Source organism: Stenotrophomonas sp. GD03680, from assembly GCF_029844625.1.
GTDB lineage: Bacteria > Pseudomonadota > Gammaproteobacteria > Xanthomonadales > Xanthomonadaceae > Stenotrophomonas > Stenotrophomonas maltophilia_P.
Window position 1 is genome coordinate 45951 of sequence record NZ_JAOCKC010000004.1, and the last position, 16407, is coordinate 62357.

Below are 16407 nucleotides of genomic sequence, written 5' to 3' on the forward strand. Positions count from 1 at the left end.
AAGAGCTCCCTTGTTGTTCAAGGGGGCGCGCCAACGGCGCGGGGATAAGGAAACATGCGTGGACAATGGGAGCCGCTAGCGGCTCCCATTGTCTTCCTGCAGTTCCTTCTTGAACGGGATATCCGGCGGCGGCCGGGCCACGGCCGGCTGGTCCTGCATGTTCGGGTCGGTCAGGCCGCAGCCGCCACCCGCCTGCAGAATGGAGATGACGCAGGAAATCCGGGTGCTGGTGCCGGGAAGCGGAATCTCCATCGCCTTGACGCCCTTGCGCACCCACTCGGCCAGCAGCGACTCCTGCGGCACCCAGTATTTGTCGAACGAGGTGGGCGTGTAGTCGTAGGGCGGTCGCTTCAGCCATGTCCCCGACTGGGCGATGCGTTCCTTGCTCCAGCCGTCGTTGTCCCCCCCGGGAGCGCCACGCTCCGCATTGCCGGGGCCGTCCTGCCCCGGTACACGCACGCTGCCGTCGGCGTTGAACAGGCCGTTGCCCCGGCCCGCGCTGCTCGCCTGCGCGGCGCCGCTGCGGGCGCCATCACGAGTGCGATCCGAGGCCCCCCAGTCGTCGCCCCGGGCCGGCGTAGCCCAGTTGCCCGGGGTCGGTGTCGGGCGGGCACCGGCCTGTGCCGGTGTCGTGGCGGCGGCTGATGGGCGCGCCGCGGGACTGCTCACCGCAGCCGCGCTGCCCTGGGCTGCGGGGGCGGAGGTTGCGGCACTGCCACTGGAAGGCGCAGGCGAAGCGACCGGTGCAGACGCCACCTCACGTTCGCGCACCTGCACGTCGCGGCCCGCGGGCGCCCGTACTGCAGGCTCACGGCCTGCGATCGGCGCCATCCGCACCTGCGGATCGACAACCGCCTGCACTTCGCGTTCGCGCACCTGCACATCCTGCTGCGGAACGCGGATCGGTACTTCCGCTGCGCGCACCGCCGGAGCCACAACGGGTGTCTCCACGATGCCCACCTCACGTTCCTGCACCTGCGGCTGGCGGATCTGCGGCACCCTCACCTGCACATCCGGTGTGCGCAGCGCTTGCGGTGTGGGCGGCGCCTCCAGCGGCTGCACGCTGCGCTCGCGTACGCTGGGCGTTGTGTCGCGCGGCACGATGCTCACTTCGGTGCGCGGCACGCTGACCGGCGGCACCACGAAATCGGTCGTGGCCTGCGCCACGTCGGTCGCCTGGACCGGCGAAGGCGGCGGCGTGGCCGGTGGGGCCGGCTCGGTCGGCATGGCTTGCGGAGGCGTACTGGCGGCAGCGGGGGCCGCAGCAGGGGATGGCTGCGGGCGCGCCGCGACCGGTCGCGGCTGCGGCGCAGTTGCCGATCCTGCCGCGTCTCCTGCAGCCGTGCGGCCGGCTGCAGCTGCTGCAGCCGATTCGGCGCCGGGCTGGTCGCCTCCGCCCTCCTGGCTGGCGCGGCCGACAAACTCGATCTGCACCCGCTCACCGTCGGATCCCTGCTCGGCGGGCACCGAGGTGCGGATCACCGCCACCCACAGCAGCAGCAGGAAGAACAGCAGGTGCAGCAATGCACTGGCGACGGCCGACGTCCAGCGCATCCAGCGCTGGTCACGCGGCGCCGGCTCCCAGTCCTGCCACAACAGGCGCCGCAGCGCCTGCCAGCGGGGCAGCGCCGGCAGCGTCCCGGGGCGTCCCGGCAGAGGCCTGGGCAGCAGCACCGCGATCACCTCGCGGGCATGGAACGGGCGTGGCAACGGGCTCAGCGAGCGCAGCCACAGCGCCCAGCCATAAGGCAGGCGCGTGTTCTTCTCCAGGATGATCGGTTGCTGCTGGCGCGCCAGCAGCAGGTCGATGAGTTGCTCGGCTCTGGGCAGAGGCACGCGTCGGCGATCAGGCGGCGTTGCCGCGCGGGATGTACGGTGCGTGGCCGCTGTCGTGGTCGGTCGCGTCGCGCACTGCGGTCACGCCGGGCACCCGGCCCATCAAGGTCTTTTCGATGCCCTGCTTGAGGGTCACATCGGCCATGCCACAGCCCTGGCAGCCACCACCGAAACGCAGCAGCACCACGCCCTCGGCCGAGACTTCCTGCACTGCGACCTTGCCGCCATGGGAGGCGAGCTGTGGATTGATTTCATTCTCCACCACCCAGTGCACACGCTCGACCAGCGAAGCGGCATCCCCGGGCGCTTCGCCCTTGATGCGCGGCGCCTTGATGGTCAACTGCTGGGCACCTGCCGCGCCGGCCACGATGTCGATCTCCGCGCCATCGAGCCAGCCGACGCTGCCGGCGTCGACATACAGGGTGAACCCGTCGCAGTCCACGGCCCACTCGTCGCCGTGCAGGTCCGAGGGTTCGGCGAATTCCAGCCGCGCATCGGCACGCGGAGTGCCGGGATCGACCGCACTCAGGCGTACGCCCATGCCGGGCGCGCCCTCGCGTTCGATCAGCTTGCGGAAATGGGTCTGGGCAGTGTCGGAGATCTGGATCATCAGGCTATTCTAGCCAAGTAAGTGTCAACCGCTCATTCGGTTTATACACCGTCCGGCGCATTGTTCAGTCAACACGAGGTGGAGATTCCCATGGCCGACCTGATTCCACTGGCCCAGGCCCGTTGCGTGCCGCGCAAAGGCAGCGACCACAAGCTGGGCGAGGCCCGCCTGGCCGAGCTGCTGCCGCAGATTCCCGGCTGGGAACTGGCCGAGGGCGGCCAGGCGCTGCTGCGCACCTTCCGCTTCAAGGACTACTACGCCACCATGGCCTTTGTGAATGCACTGGCCTGGATCGCCCACCACGAGGATCACCACCCGGACCTGGGCGTGCACTACGACCGCGCCGTGGTGCGCTATTCGACCCACGACGTCGGCGGCCTGAGCGAGAACGACTTCATCTGCGCGGCCAAGACATCGGCCCTCACGGAGCAACTGCCATGAATGTGCGAGTGCTGAGCCTGTCCCTGATCGCTGTGACCGGCCTCGCCGGCTGTGGCGCCTCCGAGCCGTCGCCGCCCGTGCCGCCGCCGACCGAGGTGGCTGCGGTGAAGACGCCGCCACCGCAGTACCCGCTCGAGCTGGCCTGTACCGGTACAGGCGGCACCAGCACCTTCAAGGTGACCATCGGCACCGACGGCAAGCCCAGCGAAGTGACCCTGCTGAGCGGCGCGGGCAACCCGCAGCTGGATGAGCTGGCCAGGAATGCCGTGCAGGGCTGGCAGTTCAAGGCCGCCACCCGCAATGGGCAGGCCGTGCCCGCCACCATCCAGGTGCCGGTCAGCTTCAACCCGCCGCAGCCGAAGCCGGACCAGTGTTTCGCGGTGGAAGAGCGCCTGCGCCGCGGCGGCTGACCGCACACCATGACGAGGCCAGCCGACGCCCGCCTCGCCCTTGCCGCCCCGGCAGTGCCCGGGGCGGTTGTCTGTTGACCAGGACCGCGTCGGTACATGCTGCAGATCCCCCCCGAAAACATCTGGATCGCGCTGGCGGTCACCCTCGCGGCCGGCCTGGCGACCGCCATCGGCAGCCTGCTGGTGCTGTTCTCGCGCCGCCCCAACCCGCGCCTGCTGGCGTTCGGCCTGGCCTTCGCCGGCGGCGCGATGGTCTACGTGTCACTGTCGGAGATCCTCAACAAGTCCATCGCGTCGTTCGCCCTGGCCTATGGCGAGCGCACCGGCTTCACCTACGGCACGCTGGCGTTCCTGGCCGGTGTGATCGTTATCGTGCTGATCGATCACTTCATTCCCAATCCGCACGACAGCCTGGACAAGCAGGACCCTGCGTTCCGCGAGAACAGCCGCGAGTACCTGAAGCGGGTCGCGCTGCTGACCTCGGTGGCGATCACCGCACACAATTTCCCGGAAGGGCTGGCGACCTTCTTCGCTACGCTGGAAAGCCCGTCGGTGGGCATGCCGCTGGCCTTCGCCATCGCCATCCACAACATTCCCGAGGGCATCGCAATCGCGGTCCCGGTGTACTTCGCCACCCAGAACAAGCTCTATGCGTTCGGCGCCAGCCTGCTGTCGGGCCTGGCCGAGCCGGTGGGGGCCATGCTGGGCTACTGGCTGCTGTCCGGATCGCTGTCGCACGCCACGTTCGGCTGGGTGTTCGGCCTGATCGCCGGCGTGATGGTGTTCCTGGCCCTGGATGAACTGCTGCCGGCGGCCAAGCGCTACGCCAAGGGTCACGAAACGGTGTACGGCCTGGTTGCAGGCATGGGAACGCTGGCGGTCAGCCTGGTGCTGTTCAAGTGGTGAGCGGGTTGCGACCAACGGGCTGAGCCCCCTCGCGGCTGGCGGAGCGAGATCCCGGGGTTGGACCAGGCTCTGACAGGCTATAGGCGCGCGCCAGCCGCGCGATGAAAGAATGAAAAAGCGAAGCCCGCGCTGCGCGCGTCAGTCGAGCGTGGCTCGACTGTACAAGGGCTGCGTGCGGGTATGGGTCTACGCTGCGGCTGTCAGGTCCGCCTTGTAGCGAGCCGAGGAGCGCAGGGCACCGGCGCGCAGCGCCGGCGCGGATGGCGGCGTGTTTCTTTGGCTACTTTCTTTGCACGAGCAAAGAAAGTGACAAGCCCACTCATCGCAGGGAAGCGACGGTGCCGACCAAGCGCCCGGCGCCGCCGAACCGCCGTCAGCGCAGGCGGTCCAGCGCCTCGACCAACTCATCCGCCAGCGGAGCGTTCAGCACGTAGGGGGTCTTGCCGTCGTCCAGCGCGAACTCCAGCGAGGCCGCGTGCAGGAACAACCGCTTCAGGCCGATCTGCTCACGAAGCCGCTTGTTCACCGCAGGATCGCCGTACTTGTCGTCACCGGCCACCGCATGCCCCAGATGCTGGGCGTGCACCCGGATCTGATGGGTCCGGCCGGTCTCGATGCGCACCTCGCAATAGGAATGGCCCCCACGCCGCTCCAGCACGCGGAAATGACTGATCGATTCCTTGCCGATCGCATTGACCTGGACATGTCGCTCACCGCCCTGGCGCAGGCCCACGTGCAGCGGCGCGTCCACCGTCATCACCCCGTCGGGCATGCGTCCGGTCAGCAGGGTCAGGTAACGCTTGCGGATGCCGGCGCCATGGTCTTCACGCAGCAGCGCCTGCAGCTCGCTCAGCGCCGAGCGCTTCTTGGCCACCACCAGCAGGCCCGACGTATCGCGGTCGAGACGGTGCACCAGTTCCAGCGTCTGGCCCGGGCGCAGGGCGCGCAGGGTCTCGATGGCGCCGAAGCTGATCCCGCTGCCGCCATGACTGGCCACGCCCGAGGGTTTGTTCAGCGCCAGCAGCCGTGCGTCCTCGAAGACGATGGCCTGTTCCAGACGGCGCATGAACGACTCGGGAGGACCAGCCTTGTCTCCCTCCTCGGTGAGACGGACCGGCGGCACCCGCACCTCGTCGCCCGCCTCCAGCTTGCGCTCGGCCTTGGCGCGGCCGCCATTGACCCGCACCTGCCCGCTGCGCACCAGCTTGTAGACCAGGCTGCGCGGGGCCCCTTTCAGCTGGCCGAGCAGGAAATTATCCAGGCGCTGGCCGGCGCGGTCGGCGGGAACGGTGATCATGCGCACGGATGGCTTGTCGCCAGCTGGCTTGGTGGGGTCTTGGGCGGTCATCAGGCTGTTTATTCTGTTACACTCGGGGGGCGAGATAAGGGATTGATTTCGTTGGAAGTTACTCAGGGCCAGAAGCCCAGCTTCCGACGAATCCGGCACAGTGCGCGACCACCGCCCGCGGGGCGGCCATGTTAGCGGCTCACCGGCCTTCCCGGCCATCGCCGGATGCCTGACACGCAACCGTGCTGAACATGTCCCGCGTGGCGCTCCAGCCTGGCTGACAGCTGCCTGCGGCCCTGCAACACCCCAAAAACCATATGAGTGAAGCGCTCCCGCGGCCTGCCGTGGTGTCGTAGCGCTGGAAACCCAAGCCCCCCTCCCCGCGCTTGCGCGAATGGGGGGCGAGCCGTATCCAGAGGCGAAACCCCATGGCGTTCCGCGCGGTAGCCGCTTGCGAGGAACGCAACAATGAAGCGAATGCTGATCAACGCCACGCAGGCTGAAGAGCTGCGTGTTGCCATCGTGGATGGCCAGTCGTTGTATGACATCGACATCGAGCAGCCGTCGAAGGAACAGAAGAAGTCCAACATCTACAAGGGCCGGATCTTCCGCATCGAGCCCTCGCTGGAAGCCGCCTTCGTCGAATATGGCGGTGGCCGCCATGGCTTCCTGCCGCTGAAGGAAATCTCCCGCGACTACTTCCAGGCCGGTGTCGACCACAACAAGGCCGGCATCCGCGAGCTGCTCAAGGAAGGCCAGGAAGTGGTGGTCCAGGTCGACAAGGAAGAGCGTGGCAACAAGGGCGCCGCCCTGACCACGTTCATCTCCCTGGCCGGCCGCTACATGGTGCTGATGCCGAACTCGCCAAGTGCCGGCGGCGTCTCGCGCCGCATCGAGGGCGAAGACCGGGCTGCCCTGAAGGACGCACTGGACAAGCTGAACATTCCCGACGACATGGGCGTGATCATCCGTACCGCCGGCGTCGGCCGCGATGCGGAAGAGCTGCAGTGGGATCTGGACTACCTGCTCAGCGTCTGGCGGGCGATCGCCGAGGCGGCGCTGAGCAAGCCGGCCCCGTTCCTGATCTACCAGGAATCGCGCCTGATCGTGCGCGCCCTGCGTGACTACCTGCGCGCCGACATCGGCGAGATCCTGGTGGACACCGAGGAGATGTACGAGCACGCCAGGGAGTTCATGCAGCAGGTGATGCCGCAGACCCTGCGCAAGCTCAAGCATTACAAGGACGACATCCCGCTGTTCAACCGCTTCCAGATCGAATCGCAGATCGAAGGCGCCTACGAGCGCAACGTGCGCCTGCCGTCGGGCGGCTCGATCGTGGTCGACCAGACCGAAGCACTGACCGCCGTCGACGTGAACTCCTCGCGCGCGACCAAGGGCAGCGACATCGAGGACACCGCCTTCCAGACCAATCTGGAAGCGGCCGAGGAAGTGGCCCGCCAGCTGCGCCTGCGCGATCTGGGCGGCCTGGTGGTGATCGACTTCATCGACATGTCCTCCAACAAGCATCAGCGCGAGGTCGAGAACCGCCTGGCCAACGCGCTGAAGTACGACCGCGCACGTGTTCAGGTCGGCCGCATCTCGCGCTTCGGCCTGCTGGAAATGAGCCGCCAGCGCCTGCGCCCGAGCCTGGGCGAATCGAGCCAGATCGTCTGCCCGCGCTGTGATGGCCACGGCCGCATGCGCAGCGTCGAGTCGCTGTCGCTGTCGATCATCCGCGTGGCCGAAGAGCACGCGATGAAGGAGAACACCGGGCAGGTGCTGGTGCAGGCGCCGGTGGAGATCGCCAATTACCTGCTGAACGAGAAGCGCAGCGCGCTGCGCGAAATCGAACAGCGCCATGAAGCGCCGATCGTGATCGTCGCCGACGAGCAGTTGCATACCCCGCACTACACGGTCACCCGCCTGCGTGAGAACGAACTGGGCGAGGAAAGCAGCCGTCCGAGCTACCAGCGTGGCACTCCGCGCAAGCTGCCTGTGCACGCCCTCACCAAGGGCCAGCTGAACATCCCGCCGCCGGTGGTGACCCAGGTCAAGCACACCTCCCCCGCCCCGGTGCGTGAGGAAGTGGAGCCGGCTGCAGCGGCACCCGCGCCGGTGGTGGCTGCGCCCGCCGCCCCGTCGACCGGCGGTGGCGTGATCGGTTGGATCAAGCGCGTGTTCGGTGGTGAGCCGGCACCCGCCCCGGCGCCGCCGGCCGCCCGCCAGCCGCAGCAGGACGGTGGCCGCAGGGAGCGCAACAAGGATCGCAACAAGGACCGCAAGGACCGTCGCGACGACAATCGCGGCAACGGCAACGCGCAGCAGCAGAAGGAGGGCGGCAACCGCAAGGATCGCGGCGAACAGCGCAAGGACGGTCGTCAGGGTGGCAATGGCAACACCAACGGCAACGGCCAGCCGCAGGGCAAGCAGAAGGACGGCCAGCAGCCGCAGCAGCAGAACAAGCCGCGCAACGAGCAGCAGGGCCAGAACCCGCAGCAGCAGCCGAAGCTCAAGCAGCCGAAGCAGCCGCGTCCGCAGCAGGACGGCGACAAGCCGGCCGAGAAGCCGCAGCGTGGTGCCGCAGAAGCCCAGACCGACACGGCGACGGCATCCGCTGCGGTGGCGGCAAGTGCCATCACCGCTGCTGCGGTGACCGCGCGGGAGGCTACGGCGCCGGTCGCGCCGGTGGTCGCACAGCCGCCGGTCGAAACCGCGGCGCCGGCCGAAGTCGCGCCTGTCACCGCCGTTGAAGGTGACGCCACTGCCGTGACGGGCGAAGAGGCACCTGCCGACACCACGGGCGAGCAGGCCGGCGAAGGCGCGACCCGCCGTCGTCGTGGTCGTCGTGGTGGCCGTCGCCGCCGCCGTGGTGGCGCCGAGAATGCGGCCGGCACCGATCCGCTGGGCGAAGACCAGGATGACGGTGACGAAGGCGATGACGCCGACAGCACCGACAGCGCCGAGCCGCGTGTCGACCACGCTGCCGGGTCAGCACCGGTTGCAGCCACCCAGCCCGCCCGCTCGCAGCCGGAGTTCGACTTCGATGACGACGCCGAGCCGTCCATCGTCGAAGGCGAGAAGCCGGCCCGCGTTGCGGCCGCTGTCGCCGCCGCACCGGCCGCCGTGGTCAGCAGCGCCGTGGTTGAAGCCGCCGCGCCGGTGACCGCCGCGCCTCCGGCACCGGTCGAGACCGCTGCCAAGGCAGAACCGGCGCCATCGCCGGTGCAGACCAGCATGCTCGACGCCATCGACGCCGCGACACCCGCACAGCCCGTGGCGGCGGCAACCCCGTCGGCGGACGCCACACCGGTGATCGAAGCAACGCCGGTAGTGGCCGAAGCGGCCCCTGTGGTGGACGTGAAGCCGGTCGTGGTCGAGCCTGCACCCGTCGTGGAGTCGAAGCCGGAGGCTGTTGAAGCAGCGCCCGTGCCTGAAACCGCACCGGTGGCCGTTGAGGCGGCCCCGGTGGTTGAAGTGAAGCCGGTCGTCGAACCTGTCGTGGTTGCCGAAGCCCCGGTCGCACCAGTAGCCGTGGAAGCCCCGCCGGTGGACGCCCCTGCACCGGTCGCCGATGCCGTCGTGACGTCGACCCTCGACCCGGTCGCGGATGGCCATGCCGATGCTGCCGCCCAGGCGGCCGAAGCCAAGGCCGACGAAGAGGACGACGAGGCCGCCAAGCGCACGCCGCCGGCCAACTGACCGCTCGTTGATCGGGTGACAGCAGAACGGCGGGGATCGATGATCCCCGCCGTTTCTGTTTGTGCATCCGGCTGTATCGTGCCGACCGGGGATAGGCCGCTGGGTCGTTCTTCAGGGTTTCGGCGCGAACTGCAATCGCGTCCAGACGCCGTAATGATCCGAAGCCCAGCGCCCGCTGTCATCCGGCTGGTCGAACAGAAGCCTGGCCTCCCGTGCAACCAGCTGATCCTGCTGGAAGAAGATGTGATCGATCCGCGAGGGCGCCTGGTAGTAATGCCGGTTGAGGGTGCTGACAGCCGCCAGGTCGGTGTTCACATGCACGCTGCCATAGCTGTCGCCATAGTGGCTGCGCAGCTCGCTCAGGTCACCCGCATCGACCAGTGCGTTGAAGTCGCCTGCGATCACCACCGGCGCGCCATCCGACGTTGCGGCGATGAAGCGCAGCAGATCTTCCACCTGCGTCCGCCGGATGCGCTTGCCGCTTTCATCGCTGCGCTCATTGAGATGGGTTGCATAGAGGTTGACTGGCCGGCCCTCCACCTCGATGCGCAGGTGCGCCACGGTGCGGTAGTCGTCCAGCGGCAGCAGCAGGTGCTCGCCCTGGGCGAGGATCGGCTGTCGCGTCAACAGTGCGTTGCCGTAGCGCTTGGGCGCGCCGACCGGATCGGTGGACACGAACACGTATTGGTAGCCCAGCTGGCTGGCGAGCCATTGCGCCTGGTTGCGCACGTTGCGCCGCTGGATCACTTCCTGCAGCGCGATGGCATCAGGTTGCATGCGCTTGAGTTCTGCCAGGATGGTACGACGCCGGCTGGGCCAGTCCTCGCGGTCGTGGTGCAGGTTGAAGGTGACCATGCCCAAGCCAGGCGCGCGGGCGGCTGCGTCCCCATCGTCCGCCGGTGGTACGTCCGCCATCGCCGCGGCAGGCAGCGCCAGCGCGATCGCCATGCCCAGTGCGCACGCTGCCGCGCGCGCACGCCATGCCTTCCTACCCATGCTTACTGTCCCTTGCGCTCGGAGCGACGCACTGCCGCCGGCACTTCGATCTCGACGCGGGCAGGCAGTTCGTGCACATGCAGTTCGCGGTCGATCCATTCACCCGGCGCGCCATTGATGGTGGCGTCACCCGGTTCACCCGCGTAGGGCCACGGAAGTACCACGCCTCCAGCCGGTGGCACCAGGCCGGGCTGCACCTCCAGCACCAGCAGCTTGTCGCTGCGCCGCAGCCGATAGTTCAACTGCCCCTGTGGTGTACGCAGGCCCTGCACCGCGATGCCGTCACCCTGCAGCCAGGCCGTTGGAACGCCGCCGGCCAGCACCAGTGACTCATCCATGTCGCGGTTGTAGGCGAACATGTCCAGCGCCGAGCGCACGAAATCCGACGCGACCCATGCATGCGGCAGGTCGCCGACGAAGAACGGCTTGCGCGGTGTCCGCGAGACCACTTCCGCCCATTGGTTCCATGCCTGCGGGGCACGGTCCTTGAAGAAGAACTCGGTCGCCTGCCAGGCGCGGTCGCGCCAGCCCAGGCGCACGAAGGCGGCGACGTTGCGCCACTCATACGGCGTGTAGTCCTTCCATTCGCGCTTGCCATCGCGACGCGCGACGAATTCCTTCCAGTAACGCTCGAAGGTTGCTTCCAGGGCCTGCTGCGGCAGCCGGCCCTGCTCGCCCCCGGGCGCCAGCGCGATGGTCGTCGACGTCGCATCGAAATCGCCCAGCTCGGCCGAGCCCGGCAGGTAATCGATGTTGTGCTGCTGCATGGCCGACAGCAGCGATGCCTGCAGGTCGTCGCGGAACTGATCGCGTGACTCGGCGATGTGCATCGCCTCCACCTTGCCCAGCTGGGTCGCCAGCAGCGCAGCGTCCTTGTAGCCACGCAGCGCCCAGAAGTTGTCCCAGTACGAATGCATCGGCTTGGCCGAGTAACCTTCGTGGCTGATCGAGGCCGGCATCATCCCGTAGAAGGCCGGGTTGCGTGCACGGTTCTCCTCGGTGCGCTCGCTGGCACGCAGCTGCTCCATGTACTGATAGGCCCCCTGCACATGCGGCCACATCAGTTCCATGAACGTGCTGTCGCCGGTGTAGCGGCCATACTCGGCGATGTTGTAGATCAACTCACCATGGCTGTCGTTCTCCGGCACCGGGTCGCTGCCACGTGCGTCGACGCAGCACGGCACCTTGCCATTCTCGAACTGGAACGGCGCATACCAGTTGAGGTAGTCACGCACCGCGTCGCTGCGGCCCATGCGCAGCAACCCCTCGGAGATCATCGCGCCGTCGCGGATCCAGCTGCGCGCATACGAGCGCGTGCCCGGCTGCAGGCTTGGCCCGACGCGCGAGATCAGCATGTGCGCTACCGCGGTGCGCAGCGTATCGACCATCGGCTGGCCCGCCTTCGGAACCTGCAGCGACACCACGCCGAGCTTGGCACGCCACATGTCGGCAACCTGCTGCTGCGCCTTTGCCACGTCCACGGCCTGCGGCGCCCAGCCACCGGTCTGCGGCAGTACCACCGCCACTTCGCGGCTTTGCCCGGGTTCCAGGGTGATCGTGTACAGCAGCGCGCCCGACGCCATGCCGGTGCTGTCCTTCACCGTGGTCGTCGCCGGCAGCTTGCCCGAGGCGAGGTGCATGGCATCGAGCTTGCCGTCGAAAGAGGTGGCAAAACGCGCATCAGGTACCTGCAGCGGGTAGATGCGTGGCTCGCCATTGATGCGGACCAGCTGCTCGCCGAGGTCGAGGCTGTCGATGCGGCTGAAGCCGCCGGTGGTGTTGAGGAACTGGGTTGGCGGATTGACCTGCCAGGGGCGGATGGCCAACGCCAGCGTGTACTCGTGGGCCACCTTGTCCGGATTGCTCAGGCGGTAGCGACCGATCAGCTGCGCACGCTCGGGCGTGCCCTGCACGAATCCGGTGACCGCCAGCCCCACCTTCTCATGCACCCAGTCGACATTGGCGATGGGCAGGTAGCGATCCTGCAGCGACTGGGTGATGGCCACATCGCTCCAAGCGATCAGCTTGCCATCCAGGCGGACGAACGGCTCGATGCTGAAGCTGCTCTTGGCAGGCTCCAGCGCACCGTCTTCGCTGATCAGCGCCTGTTGCTGGCCGCCATCCAGACCCAGCAGGGTCCAGTACGGCTGTTCGCCCACGAACGCGCGCGGTACCGCACCGCGTGGGAGATCAGCGGCAACCGACGACAGGAATGCATTGGGCGTGGCTGCGAAGTCCAGTGGCTTGAGCGTGATGTCACGGATGCCATAGCGCCAGTTCGGACCTCCCTGCAGGTCGAAGCGCACATAGCGCGCATCGGTATCCGGCAGCGCCAGCCAGTCACGGCCACCGCCACCGGCGGTCACTTCGCGTGCCGTGCGCCAGTCGCGTCCATCCACGGAAGTGCGCACGGTGTAGCGGGTCGCCTGCAGGTCCGGCAGCCAGTCGATCACCGCGCCGCCGATCTCGCGGCTCTTGTGCAGGTCCAGGCTGATGGTCTGCTGCTTCACCCCACCGCTGATCCAGAAGGTATCGCTCTTGCCGTCCACCATCCGGTCCTGCAGCGCCGTGGCGGTGTCGGCAATCACCTCCGGCCGCAGCGGCGATTCGTCCCGTGCGGGCAGGCCCTGCAGGGTCAGTCTGTCGAAGCACACCGTGCCGCGTCCGCCGACCTTGCTGTAGATCGTGAACTCGACTGCGGCGCTGCGCGCCATTTCCTTCTCCGGCGACGGCCCCCACGCCTTGTCGATCTGCCGACGCCGGTACTCGACCGGCGTCCACGACCTGGGAAAACTGTAACCGGGGCGGTTGACCCACCACACGTTGTCACCGCTGGCGTCGATCAGCTTGAACTGCAGATCATTGGCCGGTGAATCACCGCGCAGCTGGAAGCCGAAGCGGTAGTTGACCGGATACTCGACCGCCAGCGCGCGACGGATGCCGACGTAGCCCGATACGTTGTGGAAGTCGTAATCCAGGCACAGCGCGCGGCCGCCACCCGCGCCGCTGACCGGGCGCAGCGAGCCGCTGACCTGGTCGGACAGCACCAGCTTCCAGGCACTGACATCGTCGAAGTCGTCCAGCACCTTCGGCGCCGGCAGCGCCGGAGGGGCGGCGATCGCCAGGGAGGTCCACAACAGGCCCAGTCCAACGGCGATCGCACCCTTCATCCCTTCACGCTCCCCAGCAACAATCCTTGGATGTAGTACCGCTGCAGCACCAGGAACAGTGCCAGCACCGGAACCACGGTAACCACCGCGCCGGCCATCATCATTTCCACGTCCATGATGTGTTCGCGCGAGAGGGTGGCCAGGGCCACCGGCAAAGTGTAGTGCTCCTGATCGGTCAACACGATCAGCGGCCACATGAAATCGTTCCATGCGCCCATGAAGGTGAAGATCGCCAGGGTCACCAGCACCGGCTTGAGCATCGGCAGCACGATCTGGAAGAAGATGCGCAGCTCCCCTGCCCCGTCGATGCGCGCGGCCTCCAGCAGTTCGTCCGGGATCGACCGCGCGTACTGCCGCACCAGGAAGATGCCGAACACGCTCGCCAGCGCCGGCACGATCACGCCACCGAAGCTGTTGACCAGCCCCAGCTGCTTCATCAGCAGGAACAGCGGCAGCATCGCCACCTGGGCGGGAATGACCAGCGCCGCCATCAACACCTGGAACAGGCGCTCACGGCCAACGAAATTCAGCTTGGCGAACGCATAGCCGGCCATCGTATTGAGCAGCAGCGAACCCAGCGTGATCGCCAGCGACACCAGCAGGCTGTTGGCGAAATTGCCGCCCATGCCGGTACGCGCGAACAGCTCGTGGTAGTTGTGGGTGGTCACCTGCGAGGGCAACAGCGGAGGCGGGAAATGGCTGGCCTCGCCCTGCGGCATGAACGAGACCGAGACCATCCACAGCAGCGGCGCCAGGCTGACCAGGGCCAGCACCAGCAACGCGCCGTTGATCCACCACGGATGCCAGCGCGACTGGCCGATTTCACGACTCATACCAACTGCCTCCTGCGGCCAAAGCGCAGCATCACGGTGGTCACCGCCAGGATGATCAGGAACAGCAGGAATGCCACCGCGGAGGCGCGTCCCAGGTTCCACCACTTGAAGCCTTCCTCGAACATGAAATACAGCACGCTGACCGTGCTCTGCAGCGGGTCGCCACGCGTCATCACGTAAGGCTCGGCGAACAGCTGGAAGTAGCCGGAGACGGTGATCACTCCGACCACAAGCAGCACCGGGCCGAGCATGGGCAGGGTGATGTGCAGGAACTGCTTCCAGCGCGAGGCACCGTCGATCCGCGCCGCTTCGTACAGATCATGCGGGATCGCCTGCAGGCCGGCCAGGAAAATCACCATGTTGTAGCCGAAGTTCTTCCACACCGCGAACAGCATGATGGTGGGCATCGCCCAGTTCGGATCGCCCAGCCAGTCGATCGGGCTGATGCCCAGATGGCCCAGGCCGTAGTTGACCAGGCCGTAGCTGGTATGGAACAGGTAGCGCCAGATCACCGCCACCGCCACCAGCGTGGTCACCACCGGCGCGAACAGCGCGGTGCGGAACAGCGCCTTGAAACGCGCGGCAGGCGCGTTCAGCAGCATCGCCGCGCCCAGTGACACACCGATCGACAGCGGCACACCGATCAGCACGAAGTAACTGGTGTTCCACAGCGACTTCCAGAACATCGGCGTCTGCAGCAGGTCGATGTAGTTGCCGAGGCCGACGAAACGCAGGTTGCTGCTGTCGGCCAATGCGTACAGGTCGAAGTCGGTGACGCTGAGCGCCAGCGCCGAGGCGACCGGCAGGCCGAAGAACACCCCCAGCACGATCAGCGAGGGGCCTGCGAAGATCCATCCGGCCAGCGAAGTTCGTTTCATTGCGCGCCCCCATCGGCCAGGGTGCTGCTTGAACGCGTCGGCGATGGCGCGCGCTCCTGCAGGCGTTGTTGTTCATGCATCCAGCGACGCTTGGCCAGCACCTTGTCCACGCGCTGGTCCAGCTCGGCCACGGCGTCGTCCTGGGGCATCCCGCCGCGCACCACCTTTTCGGTGACGATGCGCATTTCCTGCACGATGCGCTCCCACTCAAGCACCTTGGGCGTCGGCCTGACCCGCTCCAGCTGGTCGCGGAACGCCGCCGCCAGCGGATCACCGGCCAGGGACGGTGCATCCCAGGCACTGCGACGCGGCGGCAGATCACCGATGATCGAATGGAAACGGGCCTGGATTTCCGGGCGCGACAGGAACTCGATCAGCTTCCAGGAGGCTTGCTTCTGCTGCGATTTGCGGAAGATCACCAGGCTGGTACCGCCGGCGATGCCCGCACCGGGGCCATCCGGGCCCGGCAACGCGGCGGTGCCCCACTGCCCTTCCAGCGCCTTCGGCTGCAGCTTCTTGAACTCGCGGATGTTCCAGGGGCCGGAGATGTAGAACACGTTGAAGCCGCGGAAGAATTCATCCCAGACATTGGAGATCTGCGTCTCGGACATCTTCGGCGCCCAGCCCTGCTCGAACATGTTGGCGTAGAAAGCCAGCGTGCGGCGGAAGCCCGGGCTGGAGAAGTTGCCACGGGTATCGTCGTCGCGCAGCAGCGGATCGGGTTGCTGCAGCGCCAGCGACAGCTGCTGCTCGAACTCGTTGATCGGCATCAGCACGGCATAGCGGTTCGGCCCCTGCATGCGCTTGATCGCCGCCATCTGTTCGTTCCACTCCTGCCAGGTCCGTGGCGGGTGGTCGTAACCGGCCTTGGCCAGCAGGTCCTTGCGGTAATAGATCAGGCGGGTATCGACGTACCACGGCACGCCCACCAGCTCGCCATGGATCACGTTGGTGTCCCAGATGCCCTGGAAGTAATCCTTCGGGTCGACCACCGCCGAGCGCTGCACGAACGGTTGCAGTGGCGTCAGCGCATCGAGCTCGGCGAATTCGGGAACCCAGGTGTTGCCCAGCTGGCAGACATCGGGCAGGCCATCGGCGGCGAACGCGGTGAGCAGCTTCTCGTGCGCCGCGGTCCATGGGATGTTCTGCACATCCACCTTGATGCCGGGATTCTCGGCCTCGAATTCGTGGATCAGCTCGCTGACCACTTCCGCTTCGCGCCCCATCGCCCAGAAGCGCACGGTGGTGGTGCCCGGTTCGGTACGGGCGCAGCCCGCCACGACCAGCGCGGCCAGGGCCGGCAGCGCCCAGCGGCGCATGCGATGGAGCCAGTTCTGCAC

Annotated in this window: 12 protein-coding genes; 4 read left to right on the top strand and 8 right to left on the bottom strand. The window is 67.3% G+C overall.

The features are described 5' to 3' along the window. Positions 1-75: 75 nt before the first annotated feature. Both N5J29_RS06415 and N5J29_RS06420 read right to left on the bottom strand, forming a co-directional pair. Positions 76-1836, bottom strand: a complete 1761-nt coding sequence (locus N5J29_RS06415; RefSeq protein WP_164152670.1) for a hypothetical protein — start codon at positions 1834-1836, stop codon at positions 76-78. A 10-nt stretch (positions 1837-1846) separates the two neighbouring features. Then, positions 1847-2446, bottom strand: a complete 600-nt coding sequence (locus tag N5J29_RS06420; protein ID WP_053516900.1) for an NfuA family Fe-S biogenesis protein — start codon at positions 2444-2446, stop codon at positions 1847-1849. Positions 2447-2536: 90 nt separating this feature from the next. Between N5J29_RS06420 and N5J29_RS06425 the strand changes: the two genes are divergently transcribed. The 3 genes from N5J29_RS06425 to zupT all read left to right on the top strand — a co-directional run bounded on the left by N5J29_RS06425 (position 2537) and on the right by zupT (position 4203). Next, a complete protein-coding gene (locus tag N5J29_RS06425) occupies positions 2537-2887 on the top strand; it encodes a 4a-hydroxytetrahydrobiopterin dehydratase (protein ID WP_053516899.1) in 351 nt (116 codons plus the stop codon). Continuing rightward, the gene (locus tag N5J29_RS06430) at positions 2884-3297 is read left to right on the top strand and encodes an energy transducer TonB (protein WP_053516898.1); all 414 of its coding nucleotides are present in this window, start codon (positions 2884-2886) and stop codon (positions 3295-3297) included. The genes N5J29_RS06425 and N5J29_RS06430 overlap by 4 nt, the downstream gene beginning before the upstream one ends. Before the next feature lie 96 nt (positions 3298-3393). Beyond that, the gene (zupT, locus tag N5J29_RS06435) at positions 3394-4203 is read left to right on the top strand and encodes a zinc transporter ZupT (RefSeq protein ID WP_111186415.1); all 810 of its coding nucleotides are present in this window, start codon (positions 3394-3396) and stop codon (positions 4201-4203) included. A 373-nt stretch (positions 4204-4576) separates the two neighbouring features. On the opposite strand, the gene N5J29_RS06440 is transcribed toward zupT, so the two are convergent. Beyond that, positions 4577-5551 carry an RluA family pseudouridine synthase gene (locus N5J29_RS06440; protein ID WP_065181953.1) on the bottom strand — a complete coding sequence of 325 codons (975 nt, stop codon included), beginning with the start codon at positions 5549-5551 and terminating at the stop codon, positions 4577-4579. Positions 5552-5959: 408 nt separating this feature from the next. On the opposite strand from N5J29_RS06440, the gene rne reads away from it, so the two are divergent. After that, entirely contained in the window at positions 5960-9190 is a 3231-nt protein-coding gene (gene rne, locus N5J29_RS06445) for a ribonuclease E (RefSeq protein ID WP_164152672.1), read from the top strand. 111 nt (positions 9191-9301) lie between these two features. On the opposite strand, the gene N5J29_RS06450 is transcribed toward rne, so the two are convergent. Genes N5J29_RS06450 through N5J29_RS06470 form a run of 5 tightly spaced genes read right to left on the bottom strand, consistent with a single transcriptional unit; the run spans position 9302 to position 16407 of the window. Beyond that, a complete protein-coding gene (locus N5J29_RS06450; protein WP_164152674.1) occupies positions 9302-10186 on the bottom strand; it encodes an endonuclease/exonuclease/phosphatase family protein in 885 nt (294 codons plus the stop codon). A 2-nt stretch (positions 10187-10188) separates the two neighbouring features. Next, entirely contained in the window at positions 10189-13356 is a 3168-nt protein-coding gene (locus N5J29_RS06455; RefSeq protein ID WP_164152676.1) for a discoidin domain-containing protein, read from the bottom strand. Further along, entirely contained in the window at positions 13353-14189 is an 837-nt protein-coding gene (locus N5J29_RS06460) for a carbohydrate ABC transporter permease (protein ID WP_053516890.1), read from the bottom strand. Before N5J29_RS06460 ends, N5J29_RS06455 begins: the two co-directional genes overlap by 4 nt. Next, positions 14186-15067: a sugar ABC transporter permease gene (locus N5J29_RS06465; protein WP_065175483.1), complete on the bottom strand. Its 882-nt coding sequence runs from the start codon at positions 15065-15067 to the stop codon at positions 14186-14188. The genes N5J29_RS06460 and N5J29_RS06465 overlap by 4 nt, the downstream gene beginning before the upstream one ends. Next, on the bottom strand, positions 15064-16407 hold the full coding sequence (locus N5J29_RS06470; protein ID WP_080375242.1) for a sugar ABC transporter substrate-binding protein: 1344 nt from the start codon (positions 16405-16407) through the stop codon (positions 15064-15066). The genes N5J29_RS06465 and N5J29_RS06470 overlap by 4 nt, the downstream gene beginning before the upstream one ends.

Bases quoted from the DNA above. Each gene is read 5' to 3' on its own strand.
- N5J29_RS06420 (WP_053516900.1), bottom strand. From the start codon at position 2,446: ATGATCCAGATCTCCGACACTGCCCAGACCCATTTCCGCAAGCTGATC.
- N5J29_RS06425 (WP_053516899.1), top strand. From the start codon at position 2,537: ATGGCCGACCTGATTCCACTGGCCCAGGCCCGTTGCGTGCCGCGCAAA.
- N5J29_RS06430 (WP_053516898.1), top strand. From the start codon at position 2,884: ATGAATGTGCGAGTGCTGAGCCTGTCCCTGATCGCTGTGACCGGCCTC.
- zupT (WP_111186415.1), top strand. From the start codon at position 3,394: ATGCTGCAGATCCCCCCCGAAAACATCTGGATCGCGCTGGCGGTCACC.
- N5J29_RS06440 (WP_065181953.1), bottom strand. From the start codon at position 5,551: ATGACCGCCCAAGACCCCACCAAGCCAGCTGGCGACAAGCCATCCGTG.
- rne (WP_164152672.1), top strand. From the start codon at position 5,960: ATGAAGCGAATGCTGATCAACGCCACGCAGGCTGAAGAGCTGCGTGTT.
- N5J29_RS06450 (WP_164152674.1), bottom strand. From the start codon at position 10,186: ATGGGTAGGAAGGCATGGCGTGCGCGCGCGGCAGCGTGCGCACTGGGC.
- N5J29_RS06455 (WP_164152676.1), bottom strand. From the start codon at position 13,356: ATGAAGGGTGCGATCGCCGTTGGACTGGGCCTGTTGTGGACCTCCCTG.
- N5J29_RS06460 (WP_053516890.1), bottom strand. From the start codon at position 14,189: ATGAGTCGTGAAATCGGCCAGTCGCGCTGGCATCCGTGGTGGATCAAC.
- N5J29_RS06465 (WP_065175483.1), bottom strand. From the start codon at position 15,067: ATGAAACGAACTTCGCTGGCCGGATGGATCTTCGCAGGCCCCTCGCTG.